Here is a 2,231-nt window from a genome sequence, read left to right as displayed (position 1 = left end):
AGGACGGCGCGACCGGCCCGGTGACCCGCGCCGTCAGCCTCAACGAGGCCTGCCCGGCAACGCCCTTCATCCGGTCGTACCAGGGTGTCACCGTCGAGTGCGCCAAGCCCGGCGACGACTACAGCAAGGGCGTCGTCACCCCGATCCGCGGCACCGCGCCCGCCAAGCCGGCCGTCCCGGCCGACGCGGTCACCGCCAGCGGCAGCGGCCTCGACCCGCACATCAGCGTCGCGTACGCGAAGCTGCAGGTGAACCGGGTGGCGGCGGCCCGCCACCTGAGCGCCGCCGACGTCAACCGGCTCGTGGACGAGCACACCACCGGCCGCGCCCTCGGCTTCATGGGCGAGCCCGCGGTCAACGTCCTCGAACTCAACCGGGCGCTCGACCGGACATGACCGGTCCGGAGCGCAGCGGAGGGGAGCTCGGTGTGCAGGCATGCGGCCGGAGCGGTGCGGAGGAGGCATGACCGGGCGGGGGACGCTGCGGGTGTACCTGGGCGCGGCGCCCGGCGTCGGCAAGACGTACAAGATGCTCGAAGAGGGCCGGCGCCGGCTGGAGCGCGGCACCGACGTGGTGGTCGGCTACGTGGAGACCCACGGCCGCCCCTTCACCGAGACCATGCTCGACGGCCTGGAGGTGGTGCCGCGCCGGGACATGACGTACCGCGGCAGCGCCTTCACCGAGCTCGACCTCGACGCCGTCCTGGCCCGCCGGCCCGACGTCGCCCTCATCGACGAACTGGCCCACACCAACGTCCCCGGCAGCCGGCACACCAAACGCTGGCAGGACATCGAGGACCTGCTCGACGCCGGCATCGACGTGCTCACCACCGTCAACATCCAGCACCTCGAGTCGCTCAACGACGTGGTCGAACAGATCACCGGCGTGCCGCAGCGCGAGACCGTGCCGGACGCGGTGGTGCGCCGGGCCGAGCAGATCGAGCTGGTGGACATGACCCCGGAGGCCCTGCGCCGCCGGATGGCCCACGGCAACATCTACAAGCCCGAGAAGATCGACGCGGCGCTCGGCAACTACTTCCGGGTCGGCAACCTCACCGCCCTGCGCGAGCTGGCCCTGCTGTGGCTGGCCGACAAGGTCGACGACCAGCTCGACCGGTACCGCTCCGACCACGGCATCGAGAAGACGTGGGAGGCCCGCGAACGGGTCGTCGTCGCGCTCACCGGCGGCCCGGAGGGCGACACCCTCATCCGCCGCGCGGCCCGGATCGCCGCCCGGACCAAGGGCGCCGACCTCCTGGCCGTCCACGTCGTGCGGGGCGACGGACTGTCCGCCGGCGACCCGGTGCACCTGAGCCGGCAGCGGCTGCTCGCCGAGAGCCTCGGCGGCACCTACCACCAGGTCGTCGGCGCCGACGTCCCGGCCGCCCTGCTCGACTTCGCCCGCGGCGTCAACGCCACCCAGCTCGTGCTCGGCGCCAGCCGCCGCGGCCGGCTCGCCCAGATCCTCGCCCCCGGCGTCGGCGCCACCGCCACCGCCGAGTCCGGATCGATCGACGTCCACCTGGTCACCCACGAGCAGGCCCGCCGCGGACGACTGCGGCTCGGGCGCGGCGAGGGCGGCGGCCTGACCCCGCGCCGGCGGGTGCTCGGCTTCGCGCTGGCCCTGGCCGGCCTGCCGATCCTGACCTACGCCCTGGACGTGCTGCGCGCCGACATGGCGCTGCCCAGCGACATCCTCGCCTACCTGGTCCTCGCGGTCGCGGTGGCGCTGGTCGGCGGGCTGCTGCCCGCCCTGGTCTGCGCGATCGGCGGGTTCCTGCTGCTCAACTGGTACTTCACGCCGCCGCTGTACCAGTTCACCGTCGCCGAGCGGGAAAACGTCTTCGCCCTCGTCGCCTTCGTCTTCGTCGCCATCGCGGTGGCCACCGTCGTCGACCGCGCCGCCCGCCGCGCCCGGGAGGCGGCCCGTGCCTCGGCCGAGGCACAGACCCTCGCCACCCTGGCCGGCAGCGTCCTGCACGGCGACAACCTGCTCGACGCCCTGCTGGAGCGGGTCCGGGAGTCGTTCGGCCTGGTGAGTGCCACCCTCCTCGAACGGCACGGCACCGCGTGGCGGATCGTGTCCACGGTCGGCGGCCAGCCCTGCACGACGCCGGGGGAGGGCCAGACGGAGGTGACCGTCGACGAGGACGTGTCGCTGGTACTGCGGGGTCATCCGCTGCCGGCCGCCGACCGGCGGTTGATCGAGGCGTTCGCGGCGCACGCCGCGAT

2 protein-coding genes are annotated in these 2,231 nt (G+C 73.9%); both read left to right on the top strand.

What is annotated here, in order from left to right:
- Window positions 1–395, top strand: a 395-nt coding sequence (locus ABZS66_RS61420; protein ID WP_354774202.1) for a potassium-transporting ATPase subunit C, incomplete at its 5' end; no start/stop codon positions are given.
- Between the two features lie 67 nt (window positions 396–462).
- Window positions 463–2,231: DUF4118 domain-containing protein (locus tag ABZS66_RS61415; protein WP_354774200.1), on the top strand; the 1,769-nt coding region annotated here is incomplete at its 3' end.

The sequence above is a fragment of the Dactylosporangium sp. NPDC005572 genome (assembly GCF_040605515.1).
Lineage (GTDB): Bacteria > Actinomycetota > Actinomycetes > Mycobacteriales > Micromonosporaceae > Dactylosporangium.
The sequence above is the reverse complement of the archived record's forward strand: the minus strand, read 5'-3'. Positions and strand labels throughout refer to the sequence as shown.